Raw genomic sequence first — 20,574 nt, 5'->3', positions numbered from 1 at the left:
TCTTTGAGAGCATCTTACATCGTGACAAATGATTCAAAGCGGTTTTGCCAGGATTATATCTTCAATCGCTGACTCAATCTCTTTGTCAGAAGCGTCATAACTTCCATTTGACTGTGGTTTGTCGTGATTGGAAGTTTGATTCACTTCTTCTTTAGTATGTCCCTTTTCAGCAAAATTCATGCTAGGCATTTTAAATGCCCCCATGTTCATGTATTTTCCGAATTTCCACATTTCAACAACAGGGCAGAAACGAACAATTCCCTCTGCAATTTTCATTGCACCAACCCATAGCAAAATGTTAGACCAAATGCACCAAGGCTTGCGTACGAGTTTCGTTGCACTACAACCGAAGAGGACAAGTCCGAGTGTAATTCGAATTAGGGCATTTATTGTACCGATATTTTGCTTCATTAGAAAAACACTCCTTTTTATGAAAGTTGAAATAGATAATACTATTTCTCTTATTAGTATCCCGTTTGATTTTTGGGATATGTAATCCAACATTTGACGTGGAAAAAGATGTTGGATTGTGCGTGTGTGTAAGTAGCTTTTTTTGTTATAATGAAAGAATGCATAAAAGGAAGTGCAAAATTAAATCCTCTCGTTTGAAAAAATGTGGAAGAGGAAATTCCAAACTTAATTCTCCGTTTGAAACAAATATTTAAGATGAAGTTAAAACAATAATGATGAAAATAAACTGTTATTTTGAACAGAAATATATATAACTAGAGAAAAGAAAGGGTGTTTTCATGTACGATATTTCCGGGTGGAAACATGTATTTAAGCTTGATCCAAATAAGGAGCTAAGTGACGAACATTTAGAAATGATTTGTGAGTCTGGAACAGATGCTGTTATTGTAGGCGGAAGTGATGGAGTGACAATTGATAATGTACTACATATGCTAGTTAGCATTCGTAGATATGCGGTTCCTTGTGTGTTAGAGGTTTCTGATGTAGAAGCAATTACACCAGGATTTGATTTTTATTATATCCCAAGCGTTTTAAATAGCCGAAAGGTAGAATGGGTAACAGGCGTTCATCATGAGGCTTTGAAAGAATTTGGGGATATTATGGATTGGGACGAAATTTTCATGGAAGGGTATTGTGTTTTAAATCCTGAAGCGAAAGTAGCACAGCTTACAGATGCAAAATGTGATGTAACAGAAGATGATGTGATTGCATACGCGCGTTTAGCAGACAAGCTATTACGTTTACCGATATTTTATTTAGAATATAGCGGTACGTATGGAGACGTTGAACTTGTTAAAAATGTAAAAGCAGAATTGAAGCAAGCAAAATTATATTATGGCGGCGGTATTTCTAATGCAGAGCAAGCAAAAGAAATGGCGCAATATGCTGATACGGTAGTTGTTGGAAATATTATTTATGATGATATAAAAGCAGCGTTAAAAACAGTTAAAGCAGTAAAAGGAGAGTAGGTGCAGGCGTATATGGGTATGACAGATAAGTTATTAAATGGTTTAAATCCGCAGCAACAAAAAGCAGTACAAATAACGAACGGACCACTTCTATTAATGGCAGGTGCAGGTAGTGGTAAAACACGTGTGTTAACACATCGTATTGCGTATTTACTTGGTGAAAAAGGTGTAGCACCATGGAATGTACTAGCTATTACCTTTACAAATAAAGCTGCTCGTGAAATGCGTGAGCGTATTGATACACTTGTCGGACCAGAAGCAGAAGATATTTGGATTTCTACGTTCCACTCTATGTGTGTACGTATTTTACGACGTGATATCGATCGTATTGGTATTAATCGTAACTTTACAATCTTAGATTCAGGCGATCAGTTAACTGTAGTCAAAAAAATTATGAAAGAGCGTAATATTGATCCGAAGAAATTTGAGCCGCGCTCTATTTTAGCCGGTATTAGTAATGCGAAAAATGAATTGTTATCTGCAGATAACTATGCAAAAAAAATTACAATCGCTGATCCATATGAAAAATTAACAAGCGATGTATATACAGAATACCAAAAACGCCTTCTGAAAAATAACTCATTGGACTTTGATGATTTAATTATGACAACGATTCAGCTATTTGAACGTGTTCCAGAAGTACTAGAGTTTTATCAGCGTAAATTCCAGTATATTCACGTGGATGAGTATCAAGATACGAACAAAGCGCAGTACCTTCTTGTTAAACATTTAGCAGCACGTTTTAAAAACTTATGCGTTGTAGGTGACTCAGATCAGTCGATTTATCGCTGGCGTGGTGCGGACATATCTAACATTTTGTCATTCGAAAAAGACTATGAGAATGCGCAAGTTATTCTGTTAGAACAAAACTATCGTTCGTCACAAAATATTTTAAATGCAGCGAATGCTGTAATTGAAAAAAATACGAATCGTAAACCGAAGAAATTATGGACAGACAATCAAGTTGGAAGCAAAATCTCGTACTATCGTGCTGCAACGGAAAAAGACGAAGCATACTTTGTTGCGAAAAAAATTCGTGACGATATTCAAATGGGAAAACGAAAATATACTGATTTTGCAGTGTTATATCGTACAAATGCGCAGTCTCGTATGGTCGAGGAGATTTTCCTGAAATCTAATATTCCTTACAAAATTGTTGGCGGAACGAAGTTCTACGATCGTAAAGAGATTAAAGACATTTTGGCGTATTTACGCTTAATTGGGAATCCAGATGATGAGATTAGTTTCGCACGTATTATTAACGTGCCAAAGCGCGGAATTGGTGCGACTTCTATCGACAAAATTATTAATTACGGTGTACAAAATGGAATTTCATTAACAGCTGTATTCGATGAGATTGAGCATGTTGGAGTAAGTGCAAAGGTTACAAAGGCAGTAAAAGAATTCGCAGGTTTATTACACAACTGGGTAAATATGCAAGAGTATTTATCTGTTACAGAATTGGTAGAAGAAGTTATTGAAAAAACAGGCTATCGCGATATGTTGAAAAATGAGCGTACGTTAGAAGCGGAAGGTCGTCTAGAGAACTTAGATGAGTTTTTATCTGTTACGCAAACATTTGAATCTCAAAGCGAAGATAAGAGCCTTGTTGCATTCTTAACAGACTTAGCACTTGTTGCAGATATTGATCGTGTAGATGAAGACCCAACTGCTGGTGAGGAAGTTATTTTAATGACGATGCACTCAGCGAAAGGATTAGAATTCCCAGTTGTCTTTATTGTTGGTTTAGAGGAAGGAATATTCCCGCATACTCGTTCTCTAATGGAAGAAGATGAAATGCAAGAAGAACGTCGTCTTGCTTATGTAGGTATTACTCGTGCGGAAGAAGAGTTGTATTTATCCAATGCACAAATGCGTACTTTATTTGGTAGAACAAGTATGAATGCCGCATCTCGATTTATTACAGAAATCCCGACAGAACTAGTGGAATCATTAAATGAAACAGCGCCGAAGCGTGAAACTTCGTTTGGTGCAAAAGGAAGAACAGCAAGTAGCAGTAAAACGACAACTACAACACGTTCTCGCTCAGCTTTCGTGCGTCCTGCAGCTAAGACGACGGGCGGCGAACAAATCGGCTGGGCAGTAGGCGATAAAGCTTCCCACCAAAAATGGGGAGTCGGTACAGTTGTAAGTGTAAAAGGTGAAGGTGATGCAAAAGAATTAGATATTGCGTTCCCAAGCCCAATTGGTGTTAAACGTTTGTTAGCAAAATTTGCACCTGTGACGAAACAATAGGAAAGGAATGAGGATATGTCAAAAGAGATAGCAAAAAAACGTATAGAAGAACTACGTGATTTGTTAAATACATTTAACTATCAATATCACGTATTAGACAATCCTTCTGTTTCTGATGCGGAGTACGACCGTAATATGCAGGAGCTTATAAAATTAGAAGCAGAGAATCCAGAGTTTATGAGTGAAGATTCTCCCTCTATTCGTGTTGGGGGGACTGTTCTTGATATATTTGAAAAAGTAACACATAAGTCACCGATGTTAAGTTTAGGAAATGCATTTAACGAAGGAGATTTACGTGATTTTGACCGACGAGTACGTCAAGGAATTGATGGTGCGAATGTAAGATATATATGCGAATTAAAAATTGACGGACTTGCTGTTTCGCTTCATTATGAAAAAGGACGCTTCATTCAAGGGGCAACACGTGGTGATGGTGTAACAGGTGAAGATATTACCCAAAATTTAAAGACGATTAAAGCAATTCCACTTCGTTTAAATGAAGAAGTAACGTTAGAAGCACGAGGCGAAGCTTATATGCCTAAGCGTTCATTCGTTAAGTTAAATGAAGAGAAAGAGCAAAATGGTGAAGATGTATTTGCGAATCCGCGTAATGCGGCAGCAGGTTCAATACGCCAACTTGATCCGAAAATTGCAGCGAAGCGTAACTTGTCTATGTTTGTGTACGGTCTTGCGAATGTAGAAGAAAAAACAATTCCATCACATAGTGAATCGCTTGATTTCTTAGGTGAACTTGGGTTCAAAACAAATCCAAATCGTCGTACATGTGAAACAATCGAAGAAGTTATAGCTTATGTAGAAGAATGGCAAGAAAAACGTCCGCATCTTGATTATGAGATTGATGGAATCGTTATAAAAGTAGATGATGTTGCCCTTCAAGAAAGTTTAGGAACTACAGCAAAGAGTCCAAGATGGGCAATTGCTTATAAATTCCCGGCGGAAGAAGTTGTAACAAGATTAACAGGCATTGAATTAAGTGTTGGGCGTACAGGGGTTGTAACACCGACTGCAGAGCTAGAGCCAGTACGAGTGGCTGGTACTATCGTTCGTCGTGCTTCTTTACATAACGAAGATTTAATTCGTGAAAAAGATATTCGAATTGGTGACTACGTTGTTGTGAAGAAGGCCGGAGATATTATTCCTGAAGTTGTGAATGTTATTTTCGATAAGCGTACTGGTGAGGAAGAAGAATATCATATGCCAACGCATTGCCCAGCATGTGAGAGTGAACTAGTTCGTTTAGAAGAAGAGGTAGCACTTCGTTGTATAAATCCAACTTGTCCTGCTCAAATTCGAGAAGGGTTAATCCATTTCGTTTCAAGAAATGCAATGAATATTGATGGACTTGGAGAACGTGTCATTACACAACTCTTTGATGCTGATTATATTCGTACATTTGCTGATTTATATTCGTTGACGAAAGAGCAATTATTACAGTTAGAACGATTTGGAGAAAAATCAGCAACGAATTTAGTGCAAGCAATTGAGAATTCTAAAGAAAACTCATTAGAACGATTATTATTCGGTCTTGGTATTCGCCATGTCGGAGCGAAAGCAGCACGTACATTTGCAGAGCATTTCGAAACGATGGATGCACTTGTGAAGGCAACGGAAGAAGAACTAAAAGCAATTAATGAAATTGGTGAAAAAATGGCTCAATCCGTCGTGACGTATTTTGATAATGAAGACGTATTAGAGTTATTACAACAATTTAAAGAGTATGGCGTGAATATGGCATACAAAGGTATAAAAATTGCTGATTTACAAAATGTTGAGTCGTACTTCGCAGGAAAAACTGTCGTTTTAACAGGGAAATTAGAAGTTATGGGGCGTAGTGAAGCGAAGAAGAAGATTGAGGCATTAGGTGGAAAAGTAACAGGAAGTGTTAGTAAGAGTACGGATTTAGTTGTTGCAGGTGAAGCGGCAGGTTCGAAATTAGCACAAGCTGAGAAGCATAATGTTGAGGTTTGGAATGAAGAGAGGTTCTTACAAGAGCTAAATAAGTAAGAGGTGCAAACTTACCATGAAAAAAATAGCATTAGCGGTATTAAGCCTTAGTCTACTTGTAAGTGGGTGTAGTGCAGGTGCCGATAAAGATGAAAAAGTGGTTGAGAAATCGGGGAAAGCAAAAGAGCAAGCAATCGTCCCGAATTACTCTATTTCGGATGAATATTATAAGACGACTATTCCATTTGATGGAGGAAAGGCACGTGGCTTAGTTGTACAAGGAGTAAGTAATCGTCTTGATATAGATGAATTTGAAACAGGATTAATGCGTATTGCGAAAGAATCATTTAGTACGAAAGATAATGTTTTAAAAGGCGGAAAGTCCCTAAATACTCAGTATATACAGATGCTTGTTAAAAGAAAACGTACAGATGTAGAACAAAAGGAACTAGAAGATACATTAAAAAAAGATGCGGTTAAATTCCCGAACATAGGGTTAAATCCTGCATTAGGTGCAGGATCCGAATCACTAGAAGTGAAAAATAAAAAAAATCCAATATATATTTCAAATATTTTAGAGCATGATTATTATGTGAACAAAGGCGACAAAGGTGAGCGTAGCGGGATTGTAGTTGGATTAGCGATGAATTCGGTTCATTATTACGAGGAAGAACATGGTTACCCGCGTGAAGCTACAATCTCGAATGAAAAAATGTTAGCTGAAGGGAAAAAAATGGCGCAAGAAATCTTGAAAGTTATGCATCAACAAGATGCTGAAACAAAAAACCTTCCGATAACATTTGCAATTTATCGTCAGGCTCCGAAGTCTTCACTCGTACCAGGTAACTTTGTTTCTTATGCGAATGTCGAAAAAGGAAGCGAAACGGTTGAGGACTGGAAACAAATTAATGAGAAATATTATTTGTTCCCATCTGAACAAGCGAAAACAGATAATAAACGTGAAGACTTGGCGAGAGTATCAAACTTCAAGGCAAAATTAAGCGATTATTTCCAAGGTGACTATACAGCTGTTATCGGTACTGGTATGTATAGAGACGATGAATTAAGAGAAATAAAGCTTGATATTCCTGTCCAGTTTAATGGGAAAGCAGAAATAATTGGCTTTACACAATATGTAGCCGGGCTTGTTATGGAATACTTCCCGAATTATATGAAAGTACAAGTAACGATTAAATCTGTAGAGCGTCCAGAAGCGATTATTATACGTGAAGCGAAGCAAGATGAACCGTTTGTGAAAATTTTAGATTAAATAGAAGGGCCGTTCCTTTATGGAACGGCTTTTTTTCTTGAAAAATTTTGTTATAATTTAAAATGTTATAAATAATGGGGTAAGGGGTAAAGCGCATGGACGAATTAAGTTTTCAAGTCATTATTTTATTAATTGCATTCGGCTTTTTAGCAGCTTTTATTGATTCAGTTGTTGGCGGTGGAGGATTAATTTCGCTTCCGGCACTTATGTTTGTTGGTTTACCACCAGCTTCGGCAATTGCAACGAATAAATTAGCTGCAACGATGGGGACGTTTACGAGTGCGATTTACTTTATTCGATCGGGAAAGGTCGATTTTAAAATTGTAGGAAAGTTAATCCCGTTAACTGTTATAGGAGCAGTCGCAGGTGCTTTAGTAGTAAAGTTTATTCCACCGGATATTTTACGTCCGTTAGTGCTTGTGATGTTGGTGTTTATTGCCATTTATATTATTGCGAAAAAGGATTGGGGAAGTGTATCTACCTATAAGAAGATGACGAAAAGAAAAACATTAATATTTTTCTTTGTTATTTTAATGATAGGGTTTTACGATGGATTTTTTGGACCAGGGACAGGATCCTTTTTAATTTTTGCATTTTTATTAATTGGCTTGGATTTTATTCAAGCGGCAGCATCTGGAAAACTTTTGAACTTTGTTAGTAATATCGTATCGTTAATTACTTTTCTATTTTTAGACGTAATTCATTTTGAATACGGTATTATTATGGGATTATCGATGATTTTGGGTGCTTATTTTGGATCGAAGTTTGCAGTTCAAAAAGGTGTTGGATATGTAAGGACTTTGTTTTTATTAGTAACTATTTTATTAATCGGCAAAAACATTTTGGAATATACTCATATTTTGTAGAGTTATACGTATGTATAACTCTATTTTTTATTATATTTTAAAAATTAATTAATTTTTAAAATATAAGTCTAGGAATATTTGAATAAATCTAAATTATCGTGTAGAATAATGTTGTAAAATGTAAACGTTTTTCTAAGGGGAGGCTAAAAAGAATGGTAGTAGCATACAAACATGAGCCATTTACAGATTTTTCAGTAGAGGCTAACAAATTAGCGTTTGAAGAAGGTTTAAAGAAAGTAGAATCTTATCTTGGACAAGACTATCCATTAATTATTGGGGGAGAAAAAATCACTACAGAAGACAAAATTGTTTCTGTAAACCCTGCAAATAAAGAGGAACTTGTTGGTCGCGTTTCAAAAGCAAGCCGTGAGTTAGCTGAAAAAGCAATGCAAGTAGCGGATGAAACATTCCAAACTTGGAGAAAGTCAAAACCAGAAATGCGTGCAGACATTTTATTCCGTGCTGCAGCAATCGTTCGTCGTAGAAAACATGAATTTTCTGCTATTCTTGTAAAAGAAGCAGGTAAACCATGGAATGAGGCAGATGCTGATACAGCAGAAGCAATCGATTTTATGGAATATTATGGTCGTCAAATGTTGAAATTAAAAGACGGAATTCCAGTAGAAAGCCGTCCAATTGAATATAATCGTTTCTCTTACATTCCATTAGGAGTAGGTGTTATCATTTCTCCTTGGAACTTCCCATTCGCAATTATGGCAGGTATGACAACAGCTGCTTTAGTTTCTGGTAACACAGTATTACTAAAACCAGCTAGTACAACTCCTGTAGTAGCTGCGAAATTCATGGAAGTATTAGAAGAAGCTGGCTTACCAGCTGGCGTAGTAAACTTCGTACCAGGTAATGGTTCTGAAGTTGGTGACTACTTAGTAGATCACCCTCGTACACGTTTCGTGAGCTTCACTGGATCTCGTGATGTAGGTATCCGTATTTATGAGCGCGCAGCGAAAGTAAACCCAGGCCAAATTTGGTTAAAACGCGTTATCGCTGAAATGGGTGGTAAAGATACAATCGTTGTTGATAAAGAAGCGGATCTTGAATTAGCAGCTAAATCTATCGTTGCATCAGCATTCGGATTCTCAGGACAAAAATGTTCTGCATGTTCTCGTGCAGTAATCCACGAAGATGTATACGATCACGTATTAAATCGTGCTGTTGAATTAACGAAAGAATTAACAGTTGCTAACCCAGCTGTATTAGGTACAAACATGGGCCCTGTTAATGACCAAGCTGCATTCGATAAAGTAATGAGCTATGTTGCAATTGGTAAAGAAGAAGGTAGAATCTTAGCAGGTGGTGAAGGAGACGATTCTAAAGGCTGGTTCATCCAACCAACAATCGTTGCTGACGTTGCAGAAGATGCTCGCTTAATGAAAGAAGAAATCTTCGGACCAGTAGTAGCATTCTGTAAAGCAAAAGACTTTGACCATGCACTTGCAATTGCAAACAATACAGAATACGGTTTAACAGGAGCAGTTATCTCTAACAACCGTGACCATATTGAAAAAGCACGTGAAGACTTCCACGTAGGTAACTTATACTTCAACCGTGGATGTACTGGTGCAATTGTAGGATACCAACCATTCGGTGGCTTTAACATGTCTGGTACAGACTCTAAAGCTGGTGGCCCTGACTACTTAGCACTTCACATGCAAGCAAAAACTACTTCTGAAACTTTATAAGAAATAGTAGAAGAGATCTTCGCAGTCTGCGAAGATCTCTTTTTTTGAAAAACTTTCTATATGTGGATTGAAGCATAAATTGGTCTGCAAATTAATTATATATTGTCTATTTTATCCCGCTATTTGCCGGGCAGCCCGTAAAAGCCTGATTGGTGAAGGCTGATTAAAGTTGCACTTTATATACGTTTTTTCATTTTCCACTAAGCTAAAATTAATAAACAATAAAGTAATAAGGTTTACTTCAGTAAAATAAGGTATATTATATTTGTTGAATAAATTCTCTTTAAAGACAAGAAAAGTAGGTGAACAAAGTGGGAAAATATCAATTGGATTACAAAGGCCAGGTAGCTGTCGCAAAGTTTCATGAAAAACAGACGCCTGTCAAATTTGATAAAAAGCAGCAAATTGAAAAATTGCGTGCGGAGTATTTGAAAAAGAAGCAAAAACAAACAGATAAATAATATGTTACGTTTTTAATCGTGTTTCTCGAAATTTTTTGTATATGGTGCAACTAAACACAAGAAAATAGGTAAGTTATTCAGCGTTCAAATATATATACATCAGTAGTTTATGTTCTATTGTGCTACACATAAACCTGTTGTTGATTAAACGTTATTTTAAAGATACAACAAATAATAGAGGCTATATCGAAAAGGAAATGGCTATTGAAGATACAGGCTTGATTTTTCAATGGCCATTTACACTTTAACTTACACTAGAGGAAACTAGTTAATTTGAATTGGAAGGATTACCGCATATTACCATTTGTTAGTTAGAACTTGCTAAAACCTATTAATAACGGGATAAACATGTAAATAGAAACAAAACAACGAGAAAAGTTGACTTATTAGTCACATTTTTTAGTATTCATTTTAAGGATTTCCTGTATAATACAATTTGAAAGAAAATCTATGGTTTGACAAGAAACACTCTTTTCGGTTTTGCTCACTGAAGGGAGTGTTTTTTTGTAGCTAAAAACTCCTCTGTACTCATTACATTTGCATATACGCCATTTAAACTAGCCAAAATTGTGTTATGAATATAAACGGCTGGTATAGTGGCATTCTTAAAAGAAAGATCTTTTGTAGTACAAGCATCATGTATAACAGTACAATGCAAGCCAAAATCAAAAGCAGCCCTTACGGTAGCATCAATACACATATGAGTCATCATCCCGCATATGACGACGTGCTTAATAGCTAAACGTTGTAATTGTTCTAGAAGATTAGTTTCGCGAAAACTATTTGGATAATGTTTGAGTATAACGGTTTCTTCTCTAAGTGGGCGTACGCTTTCATGAATATGTACGCCTTCTGTATTTGGTAGGAAGAAAGTAGCGTCATCTTTTATTGCTACATGTTGGATATGAAAAATAGGTTCGTTTTTCGTTCTAAAGAGTTGTAGTAGCTGACTAGCATATTCGCTTGCTTCTACTGGATTACGCAATTCCATCTTTCCATTTGGAAAATAATCATTTTGAATATCAATGAGTAAAAGGGCTGTTTTCATATATTTATCTTCCTCCAAGTTTCATATTCAAATAATGTTATTCAATTAGTAGAGAAGATTATCCTTTTTAAAAATATGCGAGAGGGGAATTTTACATAACTTTTAAAATTGCTATTTTCTCATGAATTTTCATTTGGAAGTTTTAATAAAGAAACAATTAAAACTTTTTCGAAAAATATGTTGACTCTCATTATTCTGAGTTCTATAATAGGAATTAATTAAACGACAATTAAATCGATACATTCTTATCCAGAGAGGTGGAGGGACTGGCCCTACGATACCTCAGCAACGGGTTTTTTAATACCGTGCTAACTCCAGCAAGCCTATGAATGGCTTGGAAGATGAGAAGATGTGAACGAGTACATATAAGTGCTCTCCTTCTTATCTTTATGGTTGATAAGAAGGAGAGCACTTTTTATTTTACCTAGAAAGCTCTACTTCAAGTTTTTACAGCATATAGGAGGGGAAAAATGATTTCTTTTAACAATGTAAGTAAAGTATATGAATCGGGTGGGCAATCTGTTCATGCGGTGGAGGATGTAACGTTATCTGTTGAGAAAGGCGAAATTTTTGGCATTATCGGTTTTAGTGGAGCTGGAAAGAGTACGTTATTACGCCTGGTAAACATGTTAGAGAGACCAACGGCAGGGACGATTTCAATAGATGATAAAGATATTACCTCATTATCAACGAAAGAATTACGGAAATTAAGACAAAGAATCGGGATGATTTTTCAAAGTTTTAATTTATTTAATTCAAGAACAGTGTTTGGGAATATTGCGTATCCATTAAAGTTAGCGAAAGTGCCAAAGAATGAGATAAAAGAAAGAGTAAATGAACTGCTCAAGTTTGTAGGGTTAGAAGATAAAGCAAACTATTATCCAGAGCAGCTATCAGGTGGACAAAAGCAGCGTGTTGGTATTGCTAGAGCGCTTGCAACATCGCCAGATATTCTTATATGTGATGAGGCAACATCAGCTTTAGATCCAGAAACAACGACAGAAATTCTAAACTTATTAAAGAAAGTAAATCGAGAATACAATGTAACAATTCTTCTTATTACACATGAAATGCATGTTGTGAAAGAAATTTGTCACCGTGTAGCTGTAATGGAGAAAGGAAAAGTTATTGAAGAAGGAAAACTGTTTGATGTTTTCACACAACCGAAAACAAAGACGACTCAAAACTTTGTACGTTCTGTTATTAATGATCATTTACCGGAAAGTGTTTTAGCGAAAATTCAAAACGGAGGACAGATTTATCGCTTAACATTTACTGGTGAGGAAACAGGTCAACCAGTACTGTCATATATCGCGAAAAACTATAACGTCGATGTAAACGTTCTTTATGGAAATATTATTGAACTTCAAAATGTGCTATTTGGAAATCTTCTTGTAGAATTGCAAGGTGAACAGAAGGAAATCCAAAAAGCATTACAACATCTAAGACTGCAAGTGCAGCTGAAGGAGGTAGCAGCTCATGCGAGTTGATTGGAGTATATTTTGGCCGCGCATACTAGATGCGACGGGGGATACCCTCTTAATGGTAATCGTAACCCTTATATTCGCTACAATTCTTGGTATACCTCTAGGTTTACTATTGTATGTAACACGAAAAGGAAACTTTTTAGAAAATAAATGGGTTTTTTCTATTCTTAATATCATTATTAATACAATTCGTCCTGTTCCATTCATTATCTTTTTAGTAGCTTTAAGCCCGTTAACAAGAAGCGTAATTGGAACGACGATTGGAACAGCAGCAGCAATTTTCCCAATGACGTTGGTGGCATCAATTGGTATTGCGAGAATGGTTGAAACAAACCTTGTGTCTGTTCCGAAAGGAGTAATTGAAGCGGCTCAAGCAATGGGCGCTTCACCACTTAGAATTGTTTTTGAAATTCTCGTGCCAGAAGCGTTAGCACCATTAATTTTAGGTGTTACATTTATGACGGTTGGTTTAATTGAATTTTCTGCAGTTGCTGGGCTTGTCGGTGGTGGCGGTCTTGGTGACTTAGCAATGACATATGGTTATCAACGCTTTGATACATCAGTTATGTTCGTAACGGTCGTTTTACTTATTATTCTCGTACAGATAGCCCAAAATTTAGGAAACTATTTTGCGAAAGTCTTTTTACGCAGATCATAAAAAGGAAGAGGGGAAAAGAAAATGAAGAAAATTTTAGCATTTGCATTATCAGCGATTGTAGGTGTTTCAGCATTAAGCGGCTGTTCAAGTGGAGACACGGGGGCAGGAGCGAAAGAAAAAGTAGTTCGCGTCGGTGTAACTGGAACGGATGGAGACGCTTGGGAAATTTTAAAGAAAAAAGCTGAAAAAGAAGGAATTAAAATTAAACTGGTTGAGTTCTCTGATTATACAACGCCAAATAAAGCGTTAGCTGATGGAGATATTGAATTAAACTCATTCCAGCACATTGCATTCTTAGAACAATTTAAAAAGGAGCATAAGCTAGATATTACAGCTGTTGGTACAACGCAAATTGCACCAATGGGTTTATACTCTGAAAAACATAAGAAAGCAAATGAAATTCCAGATGGTTCAGAAATTGCAATTCCAAACGATCCAACGAACCAAGCACGTGCATTAAAACTTCTTGATGCAGCAGGCTTATTAAAGCTAAAAAAAGACTTTGGCCTATTTGGAGATCCAAGCGGTATCGCTGAAAATCCGAAGAAGTTAAAAATTACACCGGTTATCGCACAGCAAACACCTCGTGTTTTAAAAGACGTAGCAGCTTCAGTTATTAATAACGGTGTTGCTGGTCAAGCTGGATTAGACCCAGCGAAGGATCCAATTTTCTTAGAAGATCCAAAGAATGAAAATGCGAAGCCGTATATTAATATTTTCGCAGCTCGTACGAAAGATAAAGATGATCCAACACTGAAAAAAGTAATTGAACTATATCATTCAAAAGAAGTAACAGATGCAATTAAGAAAGAAACAAATGATGGTTCCATTTCAGTAGATCTTTCACTTGATGAGCTTGAAAAAATCGTAAAATAATGATTGGGTTTAATGGACTAACAGAAGGAACCCCTCCGCTGTTAGTTCGTTCAACATATAATCTACTTAACAAACAAACCCTAATTCTGTACCTTCCAATTCTGTATAACGTAGAATCCAATGTTCGTTAAGTAGAGTAATGGACCAGGAGTTTTTCCTGGTCTTTTTTTATGAATGAAAGTAACTAGCGAATAGTAAGGTAATCCAAATTATAATAGGATAAGAAAATAAGCTGAAAGCGAGTGTAATTATGAATTTCTTTTTATGAATGAAGTGTTTTTGGGATGAAAAAAAGAAAATAGAAAAGATGACAATGAAAGCTGCGGATATTACGCCAGGGTTATAGGAACGGTAAATGAAAAACAAAATAATATGTTGAACAGAGTTAAATAAGATTGCCCCCTGTATAAAGATAATCCAGTATATAGAAGAAAAGAAGTTTAGCTGATATAGAAAGACGATAAGTGAGACAAAGATTGTTAATACGAAAATCGCAATGAAAAATCGTCGACTTGTTATAAAATGAATTGAAAATTGATTAGCAAGATATTGTGGCATTTGGAAAGATTCTTCAAGATTATGAATGAAAAATAATAAAGGAATGATCCAAGGTATAATAGTAGAATGTTTTTTCATCAACTTACATCACTCCAATAAAGGTATAGAAAGCCTAAAAAGGCCATCTATACAGAGATAGTTATTCAATTATGATGCTTTTTAAATTATCTTCATGATGCTCCCGTACCTTCGGATAATTAGCTAGCTCCTCTTGCAAAATATTTAGTATTTGCTTAACTGATTGCTGGATTGGGGCAGGTAACTCTTCTAATATATTCATACCGACTTTTATTTTTGTACGAATTAGTTTTCGTAGTAGTTCCTCACGCATGCACGACACCTCCAAATCGAATGTTTAGTACATCATCTTCGAATTTTGCTCCTTGAATAGAAAGGTGTGTTAATGTTTTGGGTAATGTGATGTTCCTTTTTACAGAACCAGCACGAATGATAAGCTCATCACCTTTTTGATTTAATGCAAGTTCACTTTTGTTTGAGAAGGGAATGGACAGAACGAAAATATACTCATCGCCATCTTTTTTTACATATTGAGTGCGACCGTTAAATTTCACTTCAGTAGGACAATGATCAGTTTTAAATAAGGCATCTCCTACGCGTTCTAACATAGGTAAACCAACAACTTCTTGTTCAAACATTGGAGCTTCGTAAATAGGAAGTGGATCAAAACTATCTTGAATTAATGTTTTATATTTCTTTTGGGTATCTTTCCATGCTTGAAAGTAAGGATCGGTGACAGTATTAGGGATGACGCGGTTAATCATAATGGCATCTACGTTATAATCGTATAAGTTTAAATAAGTAAAGCTACGCTGAGCTTCTTTAATGACCATTTTTTCGGGATTTACAACGATGCGGATACTTGTTATTTCTCGGTTTGATAAAATATCTCTCATTTCTCCAAGCTGTTCAAGTGTATTTGTTAATTCGTCCATAATATCATCGGTTGGAAGGGGGACACCAAGAAGTGGTTGAGCTACAGGGCGAACAACTTTTAAAACTTTTCTTTTAATAGGAAAGAGTTTTTCCATCCACCAGCCGAGCATGTCTGGAAAGCTGAGCATTGCTAATGTTTCTCCTGTTGGAGCACAATCAATGATAATAACATCATATGTGTTTTGTTTATAATAATCGAGTACGCGAAGCAAGCTAATTAAGTCTTCCATACCAGGAAACATCGTTAATTCTTCTGTTGTAATATCATCAGCTGCTTTGGAAGTGAAGAGTAGTGTAATATATTTTTGTAATTTCCCCCAGCCTTTTTCCATTTCATAAATCGTATTAATTTCTTGTGCCCATAAATTTTCACGAATTTCTAATGGCTCAGAAGATAGCTTTATACCAAATGAATCTCCTAAACTATGGGCTGGGTCTGTGCTCATCACTAAAGTTTTTAAGCCTTGTTTTGCGCTTTGAAGTGCTGTTGCTGCTGAAATGCTAGTTTTTCCTACGCCGCCTTTACCTGTATACAAAATAATTCTCATCATTATATCCCCTTTGTTTCGAGTGTCGAATATTACGAATTACGAAATATTTTTTTGAATAAAAACCCTAATAGGGTTTTATTCAATCGGAATGTTTTTCATTTTAGGTGTAGAAACCTTTTCTTCTGTTTTTTGCTGTGACGTAGCAATGTGATTCATGATCTTTTGGAAGATTTGTAGTAAGAATGCTTTTTCTTCTTCTGATAATGCTTCTGTCACTAGGCTAAAGTAATGGGCCGCATTTTGTTTTACTTCTTGAACGAGTATTACGCCGTTTTCTGTTAAACGAATGAATACAATACGTCGGTCGTTTTCATCACGATAGCGTTCAATATATCCTTTTTTTACAAGGCGATTTACAACACCTGTCGTTGTACTCATCGGTATATCAAGAAGATCAGCAATTTTTGTCATTGTAATATCTGTATTTCGCTCCATCCAAAGTAAACAAAATACTTCAGTTTTAGAAAGTGTTAAATCTAGGCTTACCCATTCTTCTGGATAAAAAAGTTTCTTGGCGTTATCTAGCAGTAAGTCTAAAAAATGTTCATATTGCAACAATTATTTCCACTCCCGTATATTTCGAGGTTCGTAATATTTATTTTTATTTTATGTAGAATAGAAATAAATGTCAATGGTTTTAATTATTTTTTTCAGATTAGACAGAAAACTAACTTTAAAATAGTATTTTTTTATGATAGATTTATAAATATAAAACTAGAATTTACATAAAAACCCATCATGGTAAATATATTTATCTATAATGGATGTACAGCTAACGAGGGGGAGAACGATGAGAAGACGAAATACGCAAGCGTTCACGTTTTTAGCATGGACTTCATTTGTTTGCGCACTTTCAGGTATGCTAATTGGGATTTATACGTTAGATGAAACGCTTAGTGTAAAAGGATACTATTTAATTGGAACATTATTTTTGACGATGTCTTGTTTTGTGTTACAAAAAACAATTCGTGATAATGAAGAAGATAACGAGAGATTTCCGAAAAATAAACCGTTAGATAAAGAGTAAATTGTAAAGAAAGGCGTTGGCCTTTCTTTTTTTATGTAAAAATGGCGTAAGTGCCATGTGTTGACTTGCTTGAAGTACTGAAAATTTGGTATCATCAATAGTATTGTAGATTGAACGATATATTATGGAGGTGGCCTAGCCGTGTCAAGAATTTCCGTTGAGAATGTAAAGCACGTAGCACATTTAGCACGTCTTGCTATTACTGATCAAGAAGCAGAAAAATTTCAAAAACAACTAGATGCAATTGTTACATTTGCAGAACAGTTAAATGAATTAGATACAACAGATGTAAAACCAACAACTCATGTATTAACTATGAAAAATGTTATGCGTGAAGATGTACCAGAAAAAGGTTTACCAGTTGAAGAAGTATTAAAAAATGCACCGGATCACAAAGATAATCAAATCCGTGTTCCAGCAGTATTAGAATAGAGGAGGGGAATTTCGATGTCATTATTTGATCATTCAGTATCAGAGTTACATAAGAAATTAAACAACAAAGAAATTTCCGTTACGGATTTAGTAGAAGAATCTTACAAACGTATTGCGGATGTTGAAGATAACGTAAAAGCTTTTCTTACATTAGATGAAGAAAATGCACGCGCGAAAGCGAAAGAATTAGACGCGAAAATTGGTGCTGAAGATAATGGTTTATTATTCGGTATGCCAATTGGTGTAAAAGATAACATTGTAACTAACGGTCTTCGTACTACTTGTGCGAGCAAAATGTTAGCAAATTTCGATCCAATTTATGATGCGACAGTTGTGCAAAAGCTAAAAGCTGCTGACACAATTACAATCGGTAAATTAAACATGGACGAGTTCGCAATGGGTTCTTCAAATGAAAACTCAGGTTTCTATGCTACGAAAAATCCATGGAACTTAGATTACGTTCCAGGCGGATCTAGTGGTGGTTCTGCAGCAGCTGTAGCAGCAGGAGAAGTATTATTCTCTCTAGGTTCTGATACAGGTGGTTCTATCCGTCAACCAGCTGCATATTGCGGCGTTGTAGGTTTAAAACCAACTTACGGACGCGTATCTCGTTACGGATTAGTAGCATTTGCATCTTCACTTGACCAAATCGGACCGATTACACGTACAGTAGAAGACAATGCATACTTATTACAAGCTATTTCAGGTATTGACCGTATGGATGCAACTTCTGCAAACGTTGAAGTAGGAAACTACTTAGCTGGTTTAACAGGTGATATTAAAGGTTTACGCATTGCTGTACCGAAAGAATACTTAGGAGAAGGTGTTGGCGAAGAAGCTCGTGAGTCAGTACTAGCTGCTTTAAAAGTATTAGAAGGTATGGGCGCAACTTGGGAGGAAGTATCTCTTCCCCACTCTAAATACGCTCTAGCAACGTATTACTTATTATCTTCTTCTGAAGCATCTGCTAACCTTTCACGCTTTGATGGCGTACGTTACGGTGTTCGCTCTGATAATGTAAATAATTTATTAGATCTTTACAAAAACACACGTAGCGAAGGTTTCGGTGATGAAGTAAAACGTCGTATTATGCTTGGTACATTTGCACTTAGCTCTGGTTACTATGATGCATATTACAAAAAAGCACAACAAGTACGTACATTAATTAAAAACGACTTTGAAAATGTATTTGCTAACTACGATGTTATTATTGGGCCAACAACGCCAACTCCGGCATTTAAAGTAGGCGAAAAAGTTGATGATCCAATGACAATGTATGCGAACGACATTTTAACAATCCCAGTAAACTTAGCTGGTGTTCCAGCGATTTCTGTTCCATGTGGATTCGGTGCTAACAACATGCCACTTGGTTTACAAATCATTGGTAAACACTTCGATGAAGCGACAATTTACCGCGTTGCACATGCGTTTGAGCAAGCAACAGACTATCATACAAAAAAAGCAAGTCTGTAAGGAGGCGAGCATAGATGAATTTAGAAACAATTATTGGTTTAGAGGTTCACGTTGAGTTAAAAACGAATTCGAAAATTTTCTCTGCGAGTCCAACAGAATTCGGAGCGGAGCCAAATACACAAACAAGTGTAATTGACTTAGGATACCCAGGGGTACTTCCTACTTTAAATAAAGAAGCAGTTAACTTTGCAATGAAAGCTGCAATGGCATTAAACTGTGAAATCGCAACGGAAACGAAGTTTGACCGTAAAAACTATTTCTACCCAGATAATCCGAAAGCTTACCAAATCTCTCAATTTGATAAGCCAATTGGTGAAAATGGTTGGATTGAAATCGAAGTAGATGGTAAAAAGAAACGTATCGGTATTACACGTCTTCATTTAGAAGAAGATGCTGGTAAATCAACGCATACAGCTGATGGTTCATTAGTAGACTACAACCGTCAAGGTATGCCTTTAATCGAGATCGTATCTGAGCCAGATATGCGTACGCCAGAAGAAGCATATGCATACTTAGAGAAGTTAAAATCAATCATTCAATACACTGGTGTATCTGATTGTAAGATGGAAGAAGGTTCCTTGCGCTGTGATGCGAACATTTCCCTTCGTCCAGTTGGACAAGAGAAGTTCGGTACAAAAGCAGAACTGAAAAACTTAAACTCATTTACTTACGTACAAAAAGGTCTTGAGCATGAGCAAGTACGCCAAGAAAAAGAATTATTATCTGGTGGTATCATCCAACAGGAAACACGTCGTTATGATGAAGCAACGAAGAAAACAATCTTAATGCGTGTGAAAGAGGGATCTGACGATTACCGTTACTTCCCAGAGCCAGACTTAGTTGAACTTTACATCGACGATGAGTGGAAAGAAGCTGTTCGTGCTTCTATTCCAGAACTTCCAGATGCACGTAAAGCTCGCTACGTTGCAGAACTAGGCTTACCAGCTTATGATGCACACGTATTAACATTAACGAAAGAAATGTCTGATTTCTTTGAAGCGACTGTTGCAGACGGTGCTGATGCGAAATTAACATCAAACTGGTTAATGGGTGAAGTGCTTGCATACTTAAACAAACAACAAAAAGAATTAAAAGACGTTGCATTAACGCCTGCTGGTTTATCTAAAATGGTTCAATTAATTGAAAAAGGTACAATTTCTTCTAAAATCGCGAAGAAAGTATTTAACGAATTAATTGAAAAAGGTGGAGACCCAGAAGAAATCGTTAAAGCGAAAGGTCTTGTTCAAATTTCTGACGAGGGTACACTTCGTAAAGTTGTAACAGAAATTCTTGATAATAATGAGCAATCTATCGAAGACTTTAAAAACGGTAAAGACCGTGCAATTGGCTTCTTAGTTGGTCAAATTATGAAAGCTACAAAAGGACAAGCAAATCCACCGCTTGTTAACAAAATCTTACTTGAAGAGATTAATAAGCGATAATAGTAGTAACTTGTAAAGATTAAGCAGAAAAACACCCGTACATGGGTGTTTTTCTAGGTTAATCAAACGTTTGTTTAAATGAGAGAGAATCGTTTAAACAAACGTTTGATT

General features: G+C 36.2%; 20 protein-coding genes and 1 riboswitch. Of the genes, 14 read left to right on the top strand and 6 right to left on the bottom strand.

The annotated features are described in order from the left end of the window. Positions 1–33: 33 nt before the first annotated feature. Positions 34–411, bottom strand: a complete 378-nt coding sequence (locus tag CO726_RS15430; RefSeq protein WP_099684857.1) for a YgaP family membrane protein — start codon at positions 409–411, stop codon at positions 34–36. Between the two features lie 338 nt (positions 412–749). Between CO726_RS15430 and pcrB the strand changes: the two genes are divergently transcribed. The 7 genes from pcrB (at position 750) to CO726_RS31810 (ending at position 9,957) form a co-directional block, all read left to right on the top strand. Continuing rightward, a complete protein-coding gene (gene pcrB / locus CO726_RS15420; protein ID WP_000272090.1) occupies positions 750–1,439 on the top strand; it encodes a heptaprenylglyceryl phosphate synthase in 690 nt (229 codons plus the stop codon). Positions 1,440–1,451: 12 nt separating this feature from the next. Continuing rightward, entirely contained in the window at positions 1,452–3,695 is a 2,244-nt protein-coding gene (gene pcrA, locus CO726_RS15415) for a DNA helicase PcrA (RefSeq protein WP_136699657.1), read from the top strand. A gap of 15 nt (positions 3,696–3,710) precedes the next feature. Beyond that, on the top strand, positions 3,711–5,720 hold the full coding sequence (gene ligA / locus CO726_RS15410) for an NAD-dependent DNA ligase LigA (protein ID WP_099684855.1): 2,010 nt from the start codon (positions 3,711–3,713) through the stop codon (positions 5,718–5,720). 16 nt (positions 5,721–5,736) lie between these two features. Continuing rightward, positions 5,737–6,930 (top strand): CamS family sex pheromone protein, encoded by a 1,194-nt coding sequence (locus tag CO726_RS15405; protein WP_099684854.1) that lies wholly within the window; start codon positions 5,737–5,739, stop codon positions 6,928–6,930. Between the two features lie 95 nt (positions 6,931–7,025). After that, entirely contained in the window at positions 7,026–7,796 is a 771-nt protein-coding gene (locus CO726_RS15400; protein ID WP_098758382.1) for a TSUP family transporter, read from the top strand. A gap of 152 nt (positions 7,797–7,948) precedes the next feature. Beyond that, positions 7,949–9,496 carry an L-glutamate gamma-semialdehyde dehydrogenase gene (gene pruA / locus CO726_RS15395; protein ID WP_000259554.1) on the top strand — a complete coding sequence of 516 codons (1,548 nt, stop codon included), beginning with the start codon at positions 7,949–7,951 and terminating at the stop codon, positions 9,494–9,496. A gap of 311 nt (positions 9,497–9,807) precedes the next feature. Continuing rightward, on the top strand, positions 9,808–9,957 hold the full coding sequence (locus tag CO726_RS31810) for a hypothetical protein (protein ID WP_000521648.1): 150 nt from the start codon (positions 9,808–9,810) through the stop codon (positions 9,955–9,957). A 484-nt stretch (positions 9,958–10,441) separates the two neighbouring features. Here the strand turns inward: CO726_RS31810 and CO726_RS15385 are convergent, their stop codons facing one another. Continuing rightward, on the bottom strand, positions 10,442–11,005 hold the full coding sequence (locus tag CO726_RS15385; RefSeq protein WP_099684853.1) for a cysteine hydrolase family protein: 564 nt from the start codon (positions 11,003–11,005) through the stop codon (positions 10,442–10,444). Between the two features lie 242 nt (positions 11,006–11,247). After that, a riboswitch (SAM riboswitch) is annotated at positions 11,248–11,353 on the top strand. A gap of 122 nt (positions 11,354–11,475) precedes the next feature. Between CO726_RS15385 and CO726_RS15380 the strand changes: the two genes are divergently transcribed. The 3 genes from CO726_RS15380 to CO726_RS15370 are packed head-to-tail and all read left to right on the top strand — an operon-like array spanning position 11,476 to position 14,026. Beyond that, the gene (locus CO726_RS15380) at positions 11,476–12,495 is read left to right on the top strand and encodes a methionine ABC transporter ATP-binding protein (protein WP_098758384.1); all 1,020 of its coding nucleotides are present in this window, start codon (positions 11,476–11,478) and stop codon (positions 12,493–12,495) included. Then, positions 12,485–13,150 carry a methionine ABC transporter permease gene (locus CO726_RS15375; RefSeq protein ID WP_001261872.1) on the top strand — a complete coding sequence of 222 codons (666 nt, stop codon included), beginning with the start codon at positions 12,485–12,487 and terminating at the stop codon, positions 13,148–13,150. Before CO726_RS15380 ends, CO726_RS15375 begins: the two co-directional genes overlap by 11 nt. Positions 13,151–13,171: 21 nt before the next feature. After that, positions 13,172–14,026: a MetQ/NlpA family ABC transporter substrate-binding protein gene (locus CO726_RS15370; protein WP_087951962.1), complete on the top strand. Its 855-nt coding sequence runs from the start codon at positions 13,172–13,174 to the stop codon at positions 14,024–14,026. Positions 14,027–14,194: 168 nt separating this feature from the next. Here CO726_RS15370 and CO726_RS15365 read toward each other — a convergent pair whose 3' ends face one another. From CO726_RS15365 to CO726_RS15350, 4 genes are all read right to left on the bottom strand, one after another. Next, positions 14,195–14,662 (bottom strand): HXXEE domain-containing protein, encoded by a 468-nt coding sequence (locus CO726_RS15365; RefSeq protein WP_136699660.1) that lies wholly within the window; start codon positions 14,660–14,662, stop codon positions 14,195–14,197. A 61-nt stretch (positions 14,663–14,723) separates the two neighbouring features. After that, positions 14,724–14,915: a DUF3926 domain-containing protein gene (locus CO726_RS15360; RefSeq protein WP_136699655.1), complete on the bottom strand. Its 192-nt coding sequence runs from the start codon at positions 14,913–14,915 to the stop codon at positions 14,724–14,726. Then, on the bottom strand, positions 14,908–16,089 hold the full coding sequence (locus CO726_RS15355; protein ID WP_099684852.1) for an ArsA family ATPase: 1,182 nt from the start codon (positions 16,087–16,089) through the stop codon (positions 14,908–14,910). Before CO726_RS15355 ends, CO726_RS15360 begins: the two co-directional genes overlap by 8 nt. A 75-nt stretch (positions 16,090–16,164) precedes the next feature. After that, a complete protein-coding gene (locus tag CO726_RS15350; RefSeq protein ID WP_099684851.1) occupies positions 16,165–16,647 on the bottom strand; it encodes a MarR family winged helix-turn-helix transcriptional regulator in 483 nt (160 codons plus the stop codon). A gap of 232 nt (positions 16,648–16,879) precedes the next feature. On the opposite strand from CO726_RS15350, the gene CO726_RS15345 reads away from it, so the two are divergent. The 4 genes from CO726_RS15345 to gatB all read left to right on the top strand — a co-directional run bounded on the left by CO726_RS15345 (position 16,880) and on the right by gatB (position 20,463). Next, the gene (locus CO726_RS15345) at positions 16,880–17,116 is read left to right on the top strand and encodes a YiaA/YiaB family inner membrane protein (protein WP_001254393.1); all 237 of its coding nucleotides are present in this window, start codon (positions 16,880–16,882) and stop codon (positions 17,114–17,116) included. A 141-nt stretch (positions 17,117–17,257) separates the two neighbouring features. Further along, positions 17,258–17,548 carry an Asp-tRNA(Asn)/Glu-tRNA(Gln) amidotransferase subunit GatC gene (gene gatC / locus CO726_RS15340; protein ID WP_000086999.1) on the top strand — a complete coding sequence of 97 codons (291 nt, stop codon included), beginning with the start codon at positions 17,258–17,260 and terminating at the stop codon, positions 17,546–17,548. A gap of 15 nt (positions 17,549–17,563) precedes the next feature. Then, positions 17,564–19,021 (top strand): Asp-tRNA(Asn)/Glu-tRNA(Gln) amidotransferase subunit GatA, encoded by a 1,458-nt coding sequence (gene gatA / locus CO726_RS15335; RefSeq protein ID WP_099684850.1) that lies wholly within the window; start codon positions 17,564–17,566, stop codon positions 19,019–19,021. Positions 19,022–19,035: 14 nt separating this feature from the next. Beyond that, the gene (gatB, locus tag CO726_RS15330) at positions 19,036–20,463 is read left to right on the top strand and encodes an Asp-tRNA(Asn)/Glu-tRNA(Gln) amidotransferase subunit GatB (protein WP_001047685.1); all 1,428 of its coding nucleotides are present in this window, start codon (positions 19,036–19,038) and stop codon (positions 20,461–20,463) included. The last annotated feature ends 111 nt before the right edge of the window (positions 20,464–20,574 follow it).

The organism is Bacillus fungorum, from assembly GCF_002746455.1.
GTDB lineage: Bacteria > Bacillota > Bacilli > Bacillales > Bacillaceae_G > Bacillus_A > Bacillus_A fungorum.
The sequence above is the reverse complement of the archived record's forward strand: the minus strand, read 5'-3'. Positions and strand labels throughout refer to the sequence as shown.